At 76.0% G+C, this 18,596-nt stretch carries 6 protein-coding genes; all 6 read left to right on the top strand.

The genetic code is table 11. The annotated features are described in order from the left end of the window. Positions 1 to 6 precede the first annotated feature (6 nt). The 6 genes from ACGF13_RS19570 to ACGF13_RS19545 all read left to right on the top strand — a co-directional run bounded on the left by ACGF13_RS19570 (position 7) and on the right by ACGF13_RS19545 (position 18,596). On the top strand, positions 7 to 1,806 hold the full coding sequence (locus ACGF13_RS19570) for a non-ribosomal peptide synthetase (protein ID WP_392876505.1): 1,800 nt from the start codon (positions 7 to 9) through the stop codon (positions 1,804 to 1,806). Beyond that, positions 1,803 to 2,582: a thioesterase II family protein gene (locus ACGF13_RS19565; RefSeq protein WP_392876502.1), complete on the top strand. Its 780-nt coding sequence runs from the start codon at positions 1,803 to 1,805 to the stop codon at positions 2,580 to 2,582. Before ACGF13_RS19570 ends, ACGF13_RS19565 begins: the two co-directional genes overlap by 4 nt. Next, positions 2,582 to 3,766, top strand: coding sequence for a cytochrome P450 (locus ACGF13_RS19560; protein ID WP_392876499.1), 1,185 nt, complete (start codon positions 2,582 to 2,584; stop codon positions 3,764 to 3,766). The genes ACGF13_RS19565 and ACGF13_RS19560 overlap by 1 nt, the downstream gene beginning before the upstream one ends. 112 nt (positions 3,767 to 3,878) lie before the next feature. Continuing rightward, on the top strand, positions 3,879 to 4,091 hold the full coding sequence (locus ACGF13_RS19555; protein ID WP_380451513.1) for an MbtH family protein: 213 nt from the start codon (positions 3,879 to 3,881) through the stop codon (positions 4,089 to 4,091). Positions 4,092 to 4,099: 8 nt separating this feature from the next. Then, a complete protein-coding gene (locus ACGF13_RS19550) occupies positions 4,100 to 5,095 on the top strand; it encodes a TauD/TfdA family dioxygenase (protein WP_392876496.1) in 996 nt (331 codons plus the stop codon). 91 nt (positions 5,096 to 5,186) lie between these two features. After that, complete coding sequence (locus ACGF13_RS19545) at positions 5,187 to 18,596, top strand: amino acid adenylation domain-containing protein (RefSeq protein ID WP_392876493.1); 13,410 nt, start codon at positions 5,187 to 5,189, stop codon at positions 18,594 to 18,596.

Below are 18,596 nucleotides of genomic sequence, written 5' to 3'. Positions count from 1 at the left end.
GCCGTCATGACCGATCTGCTGGACCGCCTGCGCGACACCGTCGCCGCCCACCCCGGTCGCACCGCCGTCCTCGCGGGCCCGGCCCGCCTGGACTTCGCCGAACTCGACCGCCGCACCGCCGCCCTGGCCCGCGCCCTGCGCGAGCGCGGCATCGGCCGCGGCGACCGGGTCGGCGTCCACCTCGCCCGCACCGCCGACCTGCCGGTCGCCCTGCTCGCCGTCTGGCGGGCCGGCGCCGCCTACGTCCCGCTCGACCCGGCCTACCCCGCCGAGCGGCTCGCCCTCATGGCCGCCGACGCCCGGCTCGCCGCCCTGATCAGCGCCGACGGCCTGCCCGCCGCCGAGGGCGTGCCGGTGCTGCGCCCGGACGCCGCCGCCGACGGGCCGGGGGTACCTCCCGGCCGCCAGGCCGGGGGAGAACTGCCGGAGCACGCCCACCCGCTGGACCCGGCCTACGTCATCTTCACCTCCGGCTCCACCGGCCGTCCCAAGGGCGTCGAGGTGCCGCGCGGCGCCGTCGCCGCCCTGGTCGAGGCCCTGGAGGCCTCCGGCGCCTACCGGGCCGAGCCCGGCGTGGTCGGCTGGAACGCCAGTGTCTCCTTCGACGCCTCCGTCCAGCAGTGGGCCCGGATCTGCCGGGGCGACACCGTCCTGGTCATCGGCGAGGAGCAGCGCGCCGACCCGGCCCGGGTCGCCGCCCTGCTCGCCGAGCACGCCGTCACCGACCTCGACCTGACCCCCTCGCACTGGGAGCTGCTGCGCGAGCCGCTCGCCGGCGCCCGGGTGCCGCGGCTCTTCATGGGCGGCGAGCCCGTCCCCGAGCGCACCTGGCGGGAGCTGGCCGACGGCGGCATCGACGCGCTCAACCTGTACGGGCCCACCGAGTGCACCGTCGACGCCGTGACCGCGCCGATCACCGGCCCCGGGCCGCACCTGGGCGAGCCGCTGCCCGGGGTGCGCCTGCACCTGCTGGACGAGAAGCTCGCCCCCGTCCCCGACGGCGTCGTCGGCGAGCTGTACCTGGCCGGGCCCGGCCTCGCCCACGGCTACGTCGGCCGGCCCGGCCTGACCGCCGAGCGCTTCGTGGCCGACCCGACCGCCGCCGGGCAAGGAGGGAGGATGTACCGCACCGGCGACCAGGCCCGGCGCGGCGAGGGCGGCCGGCTGGAGTACGTCGGCCGGGTGGACCGCCAGGTCAAGCTGCGCGGCTACCGGGTCGAGCTCGGCGAGGTCGAGCACGCCCTGGCCCGGCTGACCGGCGTCCAGTCCGCCGCCGTCACCGTGTACGAGCCCGCCCCCGGGGACCGCCGGCTCGCCGGGTACGTCACCGGCGCCGTCACCGCCGCCGAACTGACCGAGCGGCTGCGGGCCGCCGTCCCCGCCCACCTGGTGCCCTCGGCGATCACCGTGCTGGACGCCCTGCCGCTCACCCCGAACGGCAAGGTCGACCTGGCGGCGCTGCCCGTACCCGCCGCCGCCCCCGCTGCCTGCGCCGCCGTCGAGGACGGCGCGCCGCAGGAGGACGCCGGACTGGCCGGGCAGGTCGCCGAGGTCTGGAGCACCGTGCTCGGCGTCGGCGGCGTCCGGCCCACCGACGACTTCTTCTCGCTCGGCGGCCACTCGATCGCCGCGCTGCGGGTCGTCCACCTGCTGCGCCGCCGGCTCGGCATCGAACTCCAGCTGCGCCACCTCCTCGACTCGGCCGACCTCGCCGCCTTCACCGCCACCGTCGAGCGCGCCGTCGCCGCCGGCACCGCCGCCCCCCGGCCCGCCCTGACCGCCCGCGCCCGGGCGGCCGGCGCATGACCACCGCACTGCGGACGCGGCCCCGCGTCGAGGGGGACTGGCTGTTCGTCCCCGCCCCCCAACCGCACCGCCCGTACCGGCTGTTCTGCTTCCCGCACGCCGGGGGCGACGCCACCGCCTACACCCCGCTCGCCCGCGCCCTCGCCCCGGCCGCCGAGGTCTGGGCCCTGCGCCCGCCCGCCCGCGGCGGCCGGCTCGGCCACCCGATGCCCGCGAGCTTCGACCTGCTCGTCGACGCCGTCCTGGAGGCCCTCACCCCGCACCTGACCGGCCGGTTCGGCTTCTACGGGCAGAGCTTCGGCGCCCTGCTCGGCTACGAGGTCGCCCGGGCGCTGCCCGCCGAGCGCCGGCCCGAACTCGTCGTCGCCGCCTCCGCCTCGCCGCCCGCCGCCTGGGCCGGCGCCGACCGCCCGCAGTACACCGCCGACGACCTGCTGCGGCTCGCCGGGATGGGCGAACTCGTCGCGGGCGACGGCGACCTCAAGGAGCACGCGCTGCGCGGCATCCGCACCGACCTGGCCGTGGTCGACACCTACCGGCCCCGCCCGCACCCGCCGATCGGCTCCGCCCTGCACACCGTCGTCGGCGTCGAGGACCCGCTCCTCGCCGTCGGCGGGCTCGAAGGCTGGGCCGTCCACACCCGCGGCGGCCACGGCCACCACGTCGTCCCCGGCGGCCACCTGCTCGCCACCGTCGACGGGCCCGGCCCGGTCGACCTGCTGACCTCCCTCATCGCGCGGCCCGGCGCCGCCCACCAGCCCACCACGGAGCACTGATGCCAACCACCACCGCGGTCGACCTCACCGACCCCGACCTGTGGGCCCGCCCCGACACCCCCGCGCTGGTCGCGGAGCTGCGCCGGGAGTCCGCCGTCCACCTCACCGACACCGTCGACGACGGACCGGTCTGGTCGGTGCTCTCCTACCGGCACTCCGCCGAGGTGCTGCGCAACGCCGCCGTCTACAGCTCCGAACAGGGCTCGCTGCTCGGCGCCGGCGAGGGCAACGTGCCGGTCGGCTCCGGCCGGATGATGGCCCTCACCGACCCGCCCCGGCACCGCGAACTCCGCGCCCCCGCCAACCCGTTCTTCTCCCCGGGCGCGGTGCGCGGAGCCTCCCGGGGCATCGCCGAGCTCGCCGCCTCGATCGTCGACCGGGCCGTCGAACAGGGCGAGGTGGACCTCGTCGACGCCGTGTCCGCGCTGCCGCTGTCCGTCATGTGCGACCTGCTGGACGTCCCGGAGACGGACCGCGACATGGTCGTGCGGGTCTGCGACGTCGCCTTCCTCGGCCGCACCCCCGAGGAGCGCCGGGCCGGCCACCAGCAGCTCATCCCGTACCTGCTGCACCAGGTGATGCTGCGCCGCAGCGACCCGCGCGACGACCTGATCAGCATGATGGCCACCTACCGGGTCGGCGGGAAGCTGCTGCCGATCGAGGACGTCGTCCTCAACCTGGACAACATCGTGGTCGGCGGCGTCCAGACCGTCCGCCACACCGCCGCCATGGGCCTGCACACCCTGGTCCAACACCCGGACCTGTGGCGGCAGTTGCAGCGCGGCGAGGTCGGCATGGACTCGGCCCTGGACGAACTGCTGCGCTGGACCTCCGTCGGCCTGCACAGCCTGCGCACCGCCAGCCGGGACACCGAGCTCGACGGCCGCACCATCCGGCGCGGCGACCGGGTCGCGGTCTGGGTCTGGTCCGCCAATCGGGACCCGGAGGCCTTCGACCGGCCCGAGGAGATCCTGCTCGACCGCGCCCCCAACAAGCACCTCGCACTCGGCCTCGGCGCCCACTACTGCGTCGGCGCGCCGCTGGCCAAGGCCGAACTCGGCGGCCTGTTCACGGCGATGCTGGAGCGCGTCGACGCCATCGAGCCGACCGGGCCGGTCACCCACAACCGCTCGATCATCAACTTCGGCCTGGACCGCTTCCCCGTCCGCCTCACCCCGCGCTGAGCCGGCCCTTCACACCCTGCGGCAGGGCCCCAACTGCCGCGTTCCTGCCGCGACTCCTGCCCTTCCGCCGCGCGGCCCGCCCCTACCTTCGAAGCAACCCAAGGAGGACACCATGAGCAACCCGTTCGAGGACGACAACGCCGGCTACCTGGTGCTGGTCAACGACGAGAACCAGCACTCCCTGTGGCCGGTCTGGATCGACGTGCCGGCCGGCTGGACCACCGTCCACGGCGAGGACACCCGCCAGGGCTGCCTCGACCACATCGAGGCCAACTGGACCGACATCAGGCCCGCCAGCCTGGTCGCCGCCCTCGCCGACCGGTGACCGCCGCCATGCCGACCTGGGAACTGAACCCCGGCCGCCCGGCCCTCGCCCACGCGCCGCGCACCGCCGACATCGGCGAGGCCTGCGAGTGGCTGCGCGAGAACGAGAGCGCCCTCACCGAAGCCCTGCACCGGCACGGCACGATCTTCCTGCGCGGCCTGCCGGTCGCCGGCACCGAGGACGTCGCCGCCGTGCGCGACGTCCTCATCCCCGAGCGCACCCCGTACCGGGAGAAGGCCACCCCGCGCAGCGACTACGGCAACGGCGTCTTCTCCTCCACCGACCTGCCGCCGGCCCAGCCGATCCGGATGCACAACGAGAACAGCTACACCCTGACCTTCCCCGGCCGGCTGCTCTTCGCCTGCCTGACCGCCCCCGAGGAGGGCGGGGCCACCCCCACCGCCGACTGCCGCCGGGTGCTCGACCACCTGCCCGCGCACCTGGCCGAGCGGATGCGGACCTCCGGCTGGACCCTCACCCGCAACTACTCGGACTACGTCTCCCTCGGCTGGCGCACCGCCTTCGCCACCGAGGACCGCGCCGAGGTCGAGGCCTACTGCCGGGAGAACGGCATCACCTGGGAGTGGCTGGCGGACGGCAACCTGCGCACCACCCAGCTGCGCCCCGGCACCATCCACCACCCGGTGACCGGCGAGGAGGTCTGGTTCAACCACCTCGCGTTCTGGAACGAGTGGTCGCTCGACCCGGACATCCGCGAGGCGATGACCGACGAGTTCGGCCCGGACGGCCTGCCGTTCAACACCGGGTTCGGCGACGGCGAACCGCTGGAGCGCGCCGACGTCGACGCCCTCAACGAGGCGTACCACGCGGCGACCGTGCGCGAGCGCTGGCAGGTCGGCGACGTGATGCTGGTCGACAACGTGCTCTGCGCCCACGGCCGGGACCCGTACCGCGGCGACCGCAGGATCGCCGTCTCGATGGGGCGCCCGCTGGACGTCCTGGACTGCCGGCCCAGCGTCCGGCCCACCCTGGCCGCCGTCTGAGGGCCCCGTCCCGCCCCGCCCGCGCGGTCGTCCCCGCCCCGCCGACCAGCCCGTGCCGTTGCCGTGAGCAGACCCGAGTAGAGGAAGCACCGTGATCCCGGTTTCGTACGCCCAACAACGGCTCTGGCTGATCGACCAGATCGAGGGGCCGACCGCGCTGTACAACCTGCCGTTCGCCCTGCGCCTGCGCGGCCGGCTCGACACCGCCGCGCTGCGCGCCGCGACGGCGGACGTGGTCGCCCGGCACGAGGCCCTGCGCACGGTGTTCCCGGTGGCCGGGGGAGTCCCGGTGCAGCGGATCCTGCCGGCCGAGGAGGCGCAACCGCGCTTCCTGGCCGTGGACTGCGCACCGGACGACTACCCGGCCCGCCGGGACGCCGCGGCCGCCGAGACCTTCGACCTGAGCCGCGAACTGCCCATCCGGGTCACGGTGTTCACTCTCGCCCCGACCGAGCACGTGCTGCTCGTCGTGCTCCACCACATCGCCGGCGACGGCTGGTCGCTCGGCCCGCTGCTGCGCGACCTCGCCGAGGCCTACCGGGCCCGGCTCGCCGGCCACGCCCCCGACTGGGAACCACTGCCGATCCAGTACGCCGACTACGCGCTCTGGCAGCGCGACCTGCTCGGCGACGAACACGACCCCGAGAGCCTGCTCGCCCGCCAACTCGACCACTGGCGAACCGCGTTGGCCGGGCTCCCGGAGGAACTGGAGCTGCCGACCGACCGCCCCCGCCCGCCCGCCCCCACCGGCGCCGCCGACTCCGTCGACCTCGCCTGGGACGCCGGCCTGCACACCGCCCTGCTCGACCTCGCCCGCACCCACCGCACCACCCTGTTCACCGTCCTCCAGGCCGGTCTGGCCGCCCTGTTCACCCGGCTCGGCGCCGGCACCGACATCCCGCTGGGCACCGGCGTCGCCGGACGCTCCGACGAGGCCCTGGACGACCTGGTCGGCTTCTTCGTCAACTCCCTGGTCCTGCGCGTCGACTCGTCCGGCGACCCGGGCTTCGCCGAACTGCTCGGACGGGTCCGGGAGGCCCAACTCGACGCCTTCGCCCACCAGGACCTCCCCTTCGAGCGCGTCGTCGAGGAGCTCAACCCGCCCCGGGCACTCGGCCGCCACCCGCTGTTCCAGACCCTGCTGGTACTGCAGAACCACGGCCAGGAAACCCAACTCGCCCTGCCCGGGCTGGAGTCCGCCCCCGAGCCGATCGGCCTGCGGGTCGCCAAGTTCGATCTCAACATCGGCATCACCGAACGGCACGGCCCCGACGGCGCCCCCGCCGGGCTCACCGGCTCGATCGAGTACTCCGCCGACCTCTACGACCGCGCCACCGTCGCCGCCCTGGCCGAACGGCTCGGCCGGCTGCTGGCCGGCGCCGCCGCCGACCCGCACGCCCCCATCGGCACCCTCGACGTGCTCGCTTCCGAGGAGCGCGCCCGCATCCTCACCGAGTGGAACGCCACCGACGCCCCCCGCCGGCCCGGCACCCTCGCCGAGTCCTTCGAGGCCCAGGCCGACCGCACCCCGCACGCCACCGCCCTCGTCCACGACGGCGGCGCCCTCGGCTACGCCGAACTCGACACCCGCGCCAACCGCCTCGCCCACCACCTGACCGCCCTCGGCGTCGGCCCCGAGACCCCCGTCGCGATGCTGATGGAACGCTCCGCCGACGTCGTCGTCGCCACCCTGGCCGTCCTCAAGGCCGGCGGCTACTACGTCCCCATGCACCCCGGCCTGCCGCCCGAGCGGATGACCGGCGTGCTCGCCGACACCGGCGCCCCCGTCCTGCTCACCGACCGCGCCGACCCCGGCTTCCCGCACGGCGCCGCCGTCGTCCGCCCCGGCGACGAGGCCGGCGCCCCCGACCACCGCCCCGGCCTGCCCGTCCACCCGGACCAGCTCGCCTACGCGATGTACACCTCCGGCTCCACCGGCCGCCCCAAGGGCGTCGCCGTGCGCCACCGCGACGTCCTCGACCTCGCCGCCGACCGCCGCTGGCGGGACGGCCGGCACCGGCGCGTCCTGCTGCACTCCCCGCACGCCTTCGACGCCGCCACCTACGAGATCTGGACGCCCCTGCTGGCCGGCGGCACCGTCGTGGTCGCCCCACCCGGCGCCCTCGACGCCGCCGCCCTGCACGCCGTCACCGTCCGCCACGACGTCACCGCCGTCTTCCTCACCAAGGCCCTGTTCGACCTCGTCGCCGAGCAGGCCCCGGAGACCTTCGCCGCCCTGCGCGTCGTCTGCACCGGCGGCGAGGCCGCCTCCGGCGTGCTGATGCGGCGCGTCCTGGAAGCCTGCCCCGACCTGCTGCTCGCCCACGTCTACGGGCCCACCGAGACCACCACCTTCGCCACCCACCACCCGCTCGCCCCCGCCGACCTCGACGGCCCCCGGGTGCCGATCGGCGGCCCGATGGACAACATGCGCAGCTACGTCCTGGACGCCCGGCTGCGCCCCGTCCCGCCCGGCGTCCCCGGCGAGCTGTACCTCGCCGGCGCCGGCCTGGCCCGCGGCTACCTCGGCCGGCCCGGCCTGACCGCCGAGCGCTTCGTCGCCTGCCCGTACGGGCCCGGCGAGCGGATGTACCGCACCGGGGACCTGGTACGGCTGCGCGCCGACGGCGCCGTGGAGTTCCTCGGCCGGATCGACGGCCAGGTCAAGCTGCGCGGCTTCCGGATCGAACTCGGCGAGATCGAGGCGGCGCTCTCCCGCCACCCGGCCGTCCGCCAGGTCATCGTGATCGCCCGCGAGGACCGCCCCGGCGACACCCGGCTGGTCGCCTACTGCACCGCCGAGGCCACGCTCACCCCGGCCGAACTGCGCGCCTTCGCCGGCACCGTGCTGCCCGGCTACATGGTCCCCGCCGTGGTCGTCCTGCTGGACGCGCTGCCGCTCAACGCCAACGGCAAGGTCGACCGCCGGGCCCTGCCCGCCCCCGACCTCGCCGCCGACGACACCGGGCGCGCCCCCCGCGACGAGCGCGAACGGGTGCTCTGCGAGCTCTTCGGCGACCTCCTCGGCATCGACGACATCACCATCGACGACGACTTCTTCGCCCTCGGCGGCCACTCCCTGCTCGCCACCCGCCTGGTCGGCCGGGCCCGCGCCGAACTCGGCGTCGAACTCGCCATCGGCGACCTCTTCCAGGCGCCCACCGTCGCCGGGCTCACCGACCGGATCGCCGAGCGCGCGGCCGACACCCCCGCCCCGGCCCGCCCGGCGCTGCGCCCCGCCGTCCGGCCCGAGCGGGTGCCGCTCTCCTTCGCCCAGCGCCGCCTGTGGTTCCTCGACCGGGCCGACGGCCCCTCGGCCACCTACAACGTGACCCTCGCCCTGCGGCTGAGCGGCCCGCTCGACCCCACCGCCCTGACGGCCGCCCTCGGCGACGTCGTCCACCGGCACGAGGCCCTGCGCACCGTCATCGGCGAGCAGGACGGCACCCCGTACCAGCGCGTCCTCGACGCCCCCACCGCCGCCCTGCTCACCGTCACCGACCGCCCGACCGACGAGCTCGCCGGCCACACCTTCGACCTCGCCACCGACCTCCCGGTGCACGCCTACCTGCGGCCCGAGGGCGCCGAGGAACACGTGCTGGTCCTGGTCGTCCACCACATCGCCGGGGACGGCGCCTCGCTGGGCCCGCTCTACCGCGACCTCGCCGAGGCCTACCGGGCCCGCCTGGCCGGCGACGCCCCGCGCTGGGCGCCGCTGCCCGTCCAGTACGCCGACCACGCGCTCTGGCAGCACGAGCTGCTCGGCTCCGAGGAGGACCCGCAGAGCCTGCTCTCCCGCCAACTCGCCCACTGGAGCGAGACCTTGGCCGGCGCCCCGGAGGAGCTGCCGCTGCCGCTGGACCGCCCCCGCCCGCCGGTCGCCTCCCACCGCGGTGCGGTCGTCCCGCTGGAGTTCGACGCCGACCTGCACGCCCGGCTCACCGCGCTCGCCGCCGAGCACGGCGTGACCCTCTTCATGGTCCTCCAGGCCGCGTACGCCACCCTGCTGCACCGCTTCGGCGCCGGCACCGACCTGCCGATCGGCACCCCGCTGGCCGGGCGCCTCGACGAGGCCGTGCAGGAGCTGGTCGGCTTCTTCGCCGGCACCCTGGTGCTGCGCACCGACCTCGCCGGCCGCCCGGGCTTCGCCGAGCTGCTGGCCCGCGTCCGGGAGACCGACCTGGCCGCCCACGCCCACCAGGACGTGCCCTTCGAGCGGCTGGTGGAGGAGCTGAACCCGACCCGGTCGACCGCCTGCCACCCGCTGTTCCAGGTGATGCTCGCCTTCGCGGGCGCCGTCGAGGACGGCCCGGACCTGCCCGGCGTGACGGTGACGGAGGAGCCGGTCGACTTCGGGACGGCCACCTTCGACCTCACCCTGCGCCTGGTCGAACGGCAGGGCGCCGACGGCGCCGGGGGCCTGGCCGGCGTCCTGGAGTACGCCACCGACCTGTTCGACCGCGAGACCGCCGAACGGCTCGCCACCGCACTGGATCTGATCCTCCGTCAGGTCGCCGAGGATCCCCGGCGGTCCGTCGCCGAACTGGACGTCCTGCCCGCCGCGGAGCGGTCCGCGGCCGCGGGTGACCACACGCCGCTGCCCGAACGGGTACCCCTGGTGCCCGCCGCCTTCGAGGCGCAGGCCGCCCGCACCCCGGACGCCGTCGCGCTGGTCTGCGGCGACACCCGGCTGACCTTCGCCGAGCTGAACACCCGGGCCAACCGCCTCGCCCACCGGCTGATCACCCAGGGCGTCGGCCCCGAGCGCGTGGTGGCGCTGGCGCTGCCGCGCTCGGCGGAGACGGTGGTGGCCATCCTGGCCGTGCTCAAGGCCGGCGGCGCCTACCTGCCGCTGGACGCCGACCACCCGGCCGAGCGCACCGCCCACATGCTGGCCGAGGCCCGCCCGGCGCTGGTGCTCACCGACGACCGCTGGCCGCTGCCCGAGGCGCTCGACGGACACCCCGCGCTCGACCTCGCCGTAGCGGAGCCCGGCCCGGAGACGGACCCGGTGCCGCGGGCCGGCGCGGCCGACGCCGCCTATGTCATCTTCACCTCAGGCTCCACCGGCCGCCCCAAGGGCGTCGTCGTCCCGCACGGCGGCATCGCCGCCCTGCTGGCCGCCCACCGCACCGGAGTGATGGCCGGCACCGCACGGCAGCGGGTCGCCCTCACCGCCTCGCTCTGCTTCGACGCCTCCTGGGACGGCCTGCTCTGGCTGGTCGCCGGGCACGAGCTGCACCTGATCGGCGGCGACGTGCGGCGCGACGCCCGGGCCCTGGTCCGCCACGTGCGCGAACAGCTGATCGGCGTCCTGGAGGTGACCCCCTCCTACGCCGAGCAGCTGCTCGAGGAGGGCCTGTTGGACGAGCCCGCGCCGGCCCTGGTGCTGCTCGGCGGCGAGGCCGTCGGCCAGGTGCTCTGGACCCGGCTGCGCGAGGCGCCGGGCACCGCCGCCCACAACCTCTACGGCCCGACGGAGTGCACCGTCGACGCCCTCACCCACCCGCTGGCCGCCACCGGACGGCCCGTCCTCGGCCGCACCGTCGCCGGCACCCGCGGCTACCTCCTGGACGAGTACCTCAACCCCGTCCCGACCGGGGTGCCGGGGGAGCTGTACCTGGCCGGCGCCGGGCTGGCCCGCGGCTACCTCGACCGCCCGGGCCTGACGGCGGAACGCTTCGTCGCCTGCCCCTTCGAGCCGGGCGCCCGGATGTACCGCACCGGGGACCTGCTGCGCCGCACCCGCGACGGGGAGCTGGAGTACCTCGGCCGCACCGACCACCAGGTGAAGATCCGCGGCTTCCGGATCGAACTCGGCGAGATCGAACGCGCCCTGACCGCCCACCCCCGGGTGCTCCAGGCCGCCGTCCTGCCCGACGAGGACGGGCTGCGCCTGGTCGCGTACGTCGTCACCGACGGCCCGCTAGACCCGGCCGACCTGCGCGCCACCGCCGCCCGGACCCTGCCCGGCTACATGCTGCCCGCCGCGATCGTGCCGCTGGACGCGCTGCCGCTGAACGCCAACGGCAAGCTGGACCGCACCGCCCTCCCCGCGCCGGACTTCGCCGCGCTGTCGGCCGGCCGCGCCGCCCGCACGCCGCAGGAGGAGATCCTCTGCGGGCTGTTCGCGGAGGTGCTCGGCCTGGAGACGGTCGGCATCGACGACGACTTCTTCGACCTCGGCGGCCACTCCCTGCTCGCCACCAAGCTGCTCAGTCGGGTGCGGTCCGCACTCGGGGCCGAACTGGGCATCCGGGACGTCTTCGAGACGCCGAACGTGGCCGGGCTGGCCGGCCGGCTGGGCGCCGGTCCGCGGCGGGCGGCGCTGAGCGGAAGCGGTGAGCGGCCCGAGCGGGTGCCGCTGTCCTTCGCCCAGCAGCGGCTGTGGCTGATCGACCGGATGGAGGGCCCCAGCGCCCTCTACAACGCGCCGTTGGCCCTGCGCCTGGCGGGCGAACTGGACACCGCCGCACTGGAGTCGGCGCTCGGCGACCTCCTCGCCCGGCACGAGAGCCTGCGCACCCTGATCGGCGAGAGCGAGGACGGCACCCCGTACCAGCGGATCCTCCCGGCCGGCGAGGCCGTCGCCCCCCTCGACACGCGCGCCTGCCCGGCCGCCGAGGTGGCCGCCGCCGTGGCCGATCTGTGCCGCCACGCCTTCGACCTGCGCACCGAACTGCCCCTGCGCGCCACCCTGTTGCGGGTCTCGCCGGAGGAGCACGTGCTGGTGCTGGCACTGCACCACATCGCCAGCGACGGCTGGTCCCTCGGCCCGCTGGTCCGCGACCTCACCACCGCCTACACCGCCCGCGCCGGCGGTGCGGCCCCGCAGTGGACGCCGCTGCCCGTCCAGTACGCCGACTACGCGCTCTGGCAGCGCGATCTGCTCGGCGACGAGGCGGACCCGCGGAGCCTGGCCACCCGCCAACTCGCCTACTGGCGCGACACCCTGGCCGACCTCCCGGACGAGGCCACGCTGCCGCTGGACCGGCCCCGCCCGCCCGTCGCCTCCCACCGCGGCGACCGGGTGGCGCTCACCCTCGACGCGCGGCGCCACCGCGAACTGCTCGCCCTGTCCCGCGAGCACCGGGTCACCCTGTTCATGACCGTCCAGGCCGCACTCGCCGCCCTGCTCACCCGCCTCGGCGCGGGCACCGACATCCCGATCGGCTCGGTCGTCGCCGGGCGCTCCGACGAGGCCCTGGACGACCTGGTCGGCTTCTTCGTCAACACCCTGGTGCTGCGCACCGAAACCTCCGGCAACCCGAGCTTCGCCGAACTCCTCGGCCGCGCCCGGGAGACCGCCCTCGGCGCCTACGCCCACCAGGACACGCCGTTCGAGCGCCTGGTCGAGGAGCTCAAGCCGGCCCGCTCACTGGCCCGCCACCCGCTGTTCCAGGTCATGCTGGTGCTCCAGAGCAACGAGCGGGCCGAGCCGTCGACGGCGGGCCTGCGGGTCGAGCCGCTCGGGGCGGGCACCGGCTCCGCCAAGTTCGACCTCAGCCTGATCGCCGAGGAGTCCTTCGGCCCTGACGGCGAGCCCGCCGGGATCGACTGCGCCCTCGACTTCGCCACCGACCTCTTCGACCGAGAGACGGTCGAGGCGGTCGCCGCCCGCCTCGGCCGGCTGCTGGCGGCGGTGACGGCCGATCCGGAGCTGCCGATCGGCCGGATCGAGCTGCTCCCGGCCGAGGAGCTGGCCGCGCTCCCGACCGCCGGCGGTGCCCTGCCGGCCGAAGTCCCGCTGCTCCCGGCCGCCTTCGCGGCCCAGGCCGCCCGCACCCCCGAGGCCGTCGCACTGGTCTGCGGCGAGACCCGGCTGACCTTCGCCGAGCTGAACGCCCGCGCCGACCGCCTCGCCCGCCGCCTGCGGGCCGCGGGCGCCGGACGGGAGTCCGTCGTCGCCCTCGCCCTGCCCCGCTCGGCGGAGACGGTGGTCGCCATGCTCGCCGTGCTCAAGGCCGGGGCGGCCTACCTGCCGCTGGACGCCGAGTACCCGGCCGAGCGCACCGCCCACATGCTCGCCGACGCCCGCCCGGCCCTCGCCCTCACCGACGACCGCTGGCCGCTGCCCGAGGTGCTGACCGGCCTGACCACCCTGGACGTCGCCGGCCTTCCGGAAGGCGACACCGGCGACCCGCAGTGGAGTGCCGTCGACCCGGGCGACGCCGCCTACGTCATCTACACCTCGGGATCCACCGGCCGCCCCAAGGGCGTCGTCGTCCCGCACGGCGCCGTCGCCGCCCTGCTGGCCGCCCACCGCGCCGCCCTGATCCGGGGCGTCGAGGAGGCCCACGGCCGACAGCGGATCGCGCTCACCGCCTCGCTCTGCTTCGACGCCTCCCTGGAGCCCGTGCTCTGGATGTTCGCCGGGCACGAGCTGCACCTGATCGGCGACGAGCTGCGCCGCGACCCGGCCGCCCTGGTCCGGCACACGGCCGAGGCCGGCATCGACGCCCTGCACATCACCCCGTCCTACACCGAGCAGCTGATCGAGGAGGGGCTGCTGGACGCACCCGCGCCACGCCTCCTGCTGCTCGGCGGGGAGGCCGTCGGCCAGGCGCTGTGGCAGCGGCTGCGGGAGCACCCCGACACCGCGGGCCACAACTTCTACGGCCCGACCGAGGCCACCGTCTACGCGCTGACCCAGCCGTTCGCCGCGGTGGAGCGCCCCGGTCTCGGCGGCCCCATCGCCGGGGTACGGGCTTATGTCCTGGACGAGTTCCTCAACCCCGTCCCGCCGGGCGTGCCGGGGGAGTTGTACCTGGCCGGCGCCGGGCTGGCCCGAGGCTACCTCGACCGGCCGGCCCTCACGGCGGAGCGCTTCGTCGCCTGCCCCTTCGAGCCGGACGGCGCGCGGATGTACCGCACCGGGGACCTCGCCCGCCGCACCCGCGAGGGCGGCGTGGAGTACCTGGGCCGCACCGACCACCAGGTGAAGATCCGCGGCTTCCGCGTCGAACTCGGCGAGATCGAGCAGGTGTTGGCCCGCCACCCCGCCGTCCGCCAGGCCGTGGTCACCGTCCGGGAGAGCGACACCGGCGACCAACGCCTGGTCGCCTACTGCGCGGCGGCCCGGAACGCGCCCGAACTCGCCGCCGAACTGCGGCGGTTCGCCGCCGAGACGCTGCCCGGCTACATGGTGCCGGCCGCCGTCGTTTTGCTCGACGCGCTGCCCCTGACCGGCAGCGGCAAGGTCGACCACCGGGCGCTCCCCGCGCCGGACTTCGCCGCGCTGTCGGCCGGCCGCGCCGCCCGCACGCCGCAGGAGGAGATCCTCTGCGGGCTGTTCGCGGAGGTGCTCGGCCTGGAGACGGTCGGCATCGACGACGACTTCTTCGACCTCGGCGGCCACTCGCTGCTCGCCATGAAGCTGCTCAGTCGGGTGCGGTCCGCACTCGGAGCCGAACTGGCGATCCGGGACGTCTTCGAGGTACCGACCGTGGCCGGGCTGGCCGTTCGGCTGGGCGCCGGCCCGCGGCGGGCGGCGCTGACCGCCGACCGCGAGCGGCCCGAGCGGGTGCCGCTGTCCCCCGCCCAGCAGCGGCTGTGGCTGATCGACCGGATGGAGGGCCCCAGCGCCCTCTACAACCTGCCCCTCCTGCTGCGCGTGGCAGGGGAGTTGGACCCGGACGCACTGGAACTGGCGCTCGGCGACGTCGTCGCCCGGCACGAGAGCCTGCGCACCCTGATCGGCGAGAGCGAGGACGGCACCCCGTACCAGCGGATCCTGCCCGCCGGGCAGGCCCGCGTCCGGGTCGAGCAACTGCCGCCCGGCACCGACCCCGAGAGCCGCACGGCCCTGCCCTTCGACCTGGCCGCCGACCTGCCCGTCCGCGCCCACCTCATCCCCGCCGGGCCCGGCGAGCACCTGCTCGCCCTCGTCCTGCACCACATCGCCGGGGACGGCTGGTCGATGGGCCCGCTGCTGCGCGACCTCGCCACCGCCTACGCGGCCCGCACCGGCGGTACGGCCCCGCAGTGGGCGCCACTGCCCGTCCAGTACGCCGACTACGCGCTCTGGCAGCGCGAGCTGCTCGGCGAGGAGGACGACCCGCAGAGCCCGATCTCCCGCCAACTCGCCCACTGGCGCGAGAAGCTGGCCGGCCTGCCCGAGGAACTGTCGCTGCCCGTCGACCGGCCGCGCCGCGCCGCCGCCACCCACCGCGGCGAGCGGGTCGTCGTGCCCTACGGCGCCGAACTCCACCGCGCGCTCGGCGAGTTGTCCCGCGAACACCGGGTGACGATGTTCATGACCGTGCAGGCCGCGCTCGCCGCCCTGCTCACCCGCCTCGGCGCGGGCACCGACATCCCGATCGGCTCGGTCGTCGCCGGGCGCTCCGACGAGGCGCTGGACGACCTGGTCGGCTTCTTCGTCAACACCCTGGTGCTGCGCACCGAAACCTCCGGCAACCCGAGCTTCACCGAGCTGCTCGCCCGCGTCCGGGAGACCCAACTCGACGCCCACGCCCACCAGGACACGCCGTTCGAGCGCCTGGTCGAGGAGCTGAACCCGGCCCGCTCGCTGGCCCGCCACCCGCTCTTCCAGGTGGCGCTGCTGCTGGAGGGCCGGTCGGGCGACTCCGCGCCGCTCGCCCCGGCCGGACTGGACGCCTCCGTGGAGTCCTCCGCCGGGACGGTCGCCAAGTTCGACCTGAGCGTCGGCCTCGGCGAGTCCTTCGACCCCGACGGCGCGCCCGCCGGCCTGGAGTGCGCGATCGACTTCGCCACCGACCTCTTCGACCGCGAGACGGTCGAGGCGATCGCCGTCCGCTTCGGCCGGCTGCTGACGGCGGTGGCCGCCGATCCGGAGCTGCCGATCGGCCGGATCGAGCTGCTCCCGGCCGAGGAGCGCGCCGCGCTCCCGACCGCCGGGGCCGCCCTGCCGGCCGAAGTCCCGCTGCTCCCGGCCGCCTTCGCGGCCCAGAGCGCCCGCACCCCGGAGGCCGTCGCGCTGGTCTGCGGCGACACCGCGCTGACCTTCGCCGAGCTCAACGCCCGCGCCAACCGCCTCGCCCACCACCTGATCGGGCGGGGCGTCGGCCCCGAGTCCGTCGTCGCCCTCGCCCTGCCCCGCTCCGCCGAGAGCGTGATCGCGATCCTGGCCGTGCTCAAGGCCGGCGGCGCCTACCTGCCGCTGGACGCCGACCACCCCGCCGACCGCACCGCCCGCACCCTCGCCGACGCGGCCCCCGCCCTCGTCCTCACCGACGACGGCTGGCCGAAGCCCGAGGCCCTGGCCGGCACCCCCGTCCTGGCCGTCGCCCCCGTCCTGGCCGTCACCGAGGCCACCGGACCGGACACCGACCCGGCTCCGCGCGCCTCGGCCGACAACGCCGCCTACCTGATCTACACCTCCGGATCCACCGGCCGCCCCAAGGGCGTCGTCGTCCCGCACGGGAGCATCGCCGCGCGGCTGGCCGCCCACCTGGCCGGGGTGGTCGCCCCCGCCGAGGCCGCGCACGGCCGACTGCGCGCCGCGCTCACCGCCTCGCTGTCCTTCGACGGATCGCTGGAGAGCCTGCTCTGGATGTTCGCCGGGCACGAGCTGCACCTGATCGGCGACGAGCTGCGCCGCGACCCGGCCGCCCTGGTCCGGCACGTCCGCGCCACCGGCATCGGCGCCATGGACCTCACCCCCTCCTACGCCGAGCAACTCCTGGCGGAGGGCCTGCTGGAGAAGGCCGCACCCTCTGTGCTGGTGCTCGGCGGCGAAGCCGTCGGACAGCAGCTCTGGACCACCCTGCGCGAGGCACCGGACACCGTCGCCCACAACCTGTACGGCCCGACCGAGGCCACCGTCTACACCCTCGGCCAGCCCGTCGCCGCCGCGAAGCGCCCCGGCCTCGGCGGCCCGATCGCCGGGGTGCGGGCGTACGTCCTGGACGAGTTCCTCAACCCCGTTCCGCCGGGCGTGCCGGGGGAGTTGTACCTGGCCGGTGCCGGGCTGGCCCGAGGCTACCTCGACCGGCCGGGCCTGACGGCGGAGCGCTTCGTCGCCTGCCCCTTCGAGCCGGACGGCGCGCGGATGTACCGCACCGGGGACCTCGCCCGCCGCACCCGCGAGGGCGGCGTGGAGTACCTGGGCCGCACCGACCACCAGGTGAAGATCCGCGGCTTCCGGATCGAACTCGGCGAGATCGAGCACGTGCTGACGCGCCACCCGCGGGTGCACCAGGCCGCCGTCCTGCCCGACCAGGACGGGCTGCGCCTGGTCGCGTACGTCGTCACCGACGGCCCGCTCGACCCGGCCGAGCTGCGCGCCTTCGCCGCCGGCCACCTGCCCGGCTACATGCTGCCCGCCGCCGTCGTCCCGCTGGCCGCCCTGCCCCTCACCGGCACCGGCAAGCTCGACCGGACGGCGCTGCCCGCACCGGACTTCGGGCCGCTCACCGGCGGCCGCGCCGCTCGCACCCCCGAGGAGGAGCTGCTCTGCGCGCTGTTCGCCGAGACCCTCGGCCTGGAGACGGTCGGCATCGACGACGACTTCTTCGACCTCGGCGGCCACTCGCTGCTCGCCATGAAGCTGCTCGCCCGCGTCCGCACCGCCCTCGGCGCCGACCCCGGCATGCGGGCGCTGTTCGAGGCACCCACCGTGGCCGGCCTCGCCCGGCACCTCGACCGGAGCCCCGACCACGGCCCGGCGGCCGACGCCCTGGACGTCCTGCTGCCGCTGCGCGCCGGCGGCGACCGGCCCCCGCTGTTCTGCGTCCACCCGGCGGCCGGCATCAGCTGGGTCTACTCCGGGCTGCTGCGCCACCTCGGCCCCGAGCAGCCGGTGTACGGCCTCCAGGCCCGGGGCCTGCGCGGCGACGCACCGGCGAGCGTCGCCGAGATCGCCGAGGACTACGTGCGGCAGATCCGCGCGGTGCGCCCCGACGGCCCGTACCACCTGCTGGGCTGGTCCTTCGGCGCGGTGGTCGCGCAGGAGATGGCCGTGCGGCTGCGGGCCGAGGGCGCCGAGGTCGGGCTGCTGGCCCTGCTCGACGGCGCCCCGGCGACCCGCACCGACGACGCCCCGCCGCCCGTCGAAACCGCCGACAGCCTGGCCGAGTTGCTGCACTCGCTCGGCTACGACCCGGCGGACGGCCGGGGCCTGGCCGACCTGCGGGCCGTGCTCGGCGACGCGGTGGCGGTGCTGCCGGAGGTCTTCGACCGGCACCGCAAGCTGATGGCCGAGCACGTGCCCGCCCGCTACCCGGGGGACGCCGTCTTCTTCGGGGCGACCACCGGCAAGCCCGCCGACTGGCCGTACGAGCAGGCCTGGCGGCCGTACCTGGACGGCCGGATCGACGGCCACCGCCTCGACTGCGCGCACGGCGAGCTGACCCGGCCGCAACCGCTCGCACGGATCGCCGCCGTGCTGGCAGAGAAGCTGCACGCCGTCGAGAAGCCGTCCGACGCGCCGTCCGAGAAGCCCGCCACCGAGAAGCCGTCCGAGAAGCCCGCCACCGAGAAGCCGTCCGAGAACCTGCCCACCGAGAAGCCGGGAGCGTGA

This window comes from Kitasatospora sp. NPDC048286, from assembly GCF_043201735.1.
GTDB lineage: Bacteria > Actinomycetota > Actinomycetes > Streptomycetales > Streptomycetaceae > Kitasatospora.
This window is presented reverse-complemented; position numbering and strand designations above follow the sequence as displayed.

What these genes read in the sequence shown, in the direction of transcription:
- ACGF13_RS19550 (WP_392876496.1), top strand. Translation starts at nt 4,100, where the DNA reads ATGCCGACCTGGGAACTGAACCCCGGCCGCCCGGCCCTCGCCCACGCG.
- ACGF13_RS19565 (WP_392876502.1), top strand. Translation starts at nt 1,803, where the DNA reads ATGACCACCGCACTGCGGACGCGGCCCCGCGTCGAGGGGGACTGGCTG.
- ACGF13_RS19555 (WP_380451513.1), top strand. Translation starts at nt 3,879, where the DNA reads ATGAGCAACCCGTTCGAGGACGACAACGCCGGCTACCTGGTGCTGGTC.
- ACGF13_RS19570 (WP_392876505.1), top strand. Translation starts at nt 7, where the DNA reads ATGACCGATCTGCTGGACCGCCTGCGCGACACCGTCGCCGCCCACCCC.
- ACGF13_RS19560 (WP_392876499.1), top strand. Translation starts at nt 2,582, where the DNA reads ATGCCAACCACCACCGCGGTCGACCTCACCGACCCCGACCTGTGGGCC.